Here is a 513-nt window from a genome sequence, read left to right on the forward strand (position 1 = left end):
TACGACGAGCGCGTGCGGATGCTCAGCCACTTCCGGGTCCAGATTATTCTGGATCATGCGGTAGGCGGCTTCGGCCAGCCAGGTCTTGCACACCTTCTCGCTGCCGCGCGGCGCGCGGATCGTGCGGGACGGGTCGAGGCGGGGATCGGTGAAGTTGGGATGGTTCATGGCGTTCGTTCGTCTCGGGATGGGGTTTCTTGCGCGGCGCGGCCTGTCTGCCCATACCGGGCGGTGACCTGAAGCGGTGTCGCTGCAACGTGAGAGCTAGTCTACCTCTGGCAAGTTGTATATACAACTCGTTTTGATGGATTGAGCCTAGGGAATTACCCTGGCGGGCTTTTTCTGGCGAAAATAAAGGGAAACGATGGGGTCGAACACCAAATGGTGCTCTTGTTGACTAGACAAGAATGTCCACGGCGCGTGGGTGATGCTCATTGGTGTGCCGCATGAGGCACAAATGAGTGTTTCGGTGGCGTCGTGGGCTTGCGTGCTTGGCGTGCCTTACGCGCTTTA

At 58.7% G+C, this 513-nt stretch carries 1 protein-coding gene; it reads right to left on the reverse strand.

The window, feature by feature from the left end; genetic code table 11:
* Positions 1-168, reverse strand: a 168-nt coding sequence (locus tag BO1_RS60075) for a hypothetical protein (protein WP_156992427.1), incomplete at its 3' end; no start/stop codon positions are given.
* Positions 169-513 lie beyond the last annotated feature (345 nt).

This window comes from Paraburkholderia oxyphila NBRC 105797, from assembly GCF_000685075.1.
Taxonomy (GTDB): Bacteria; Pseudomonadota; Gammaproteobacteria; order Burkholderiales; family Burkholderiaceae; genus Paraburkholderia; species Paraburkholderia oxyphila.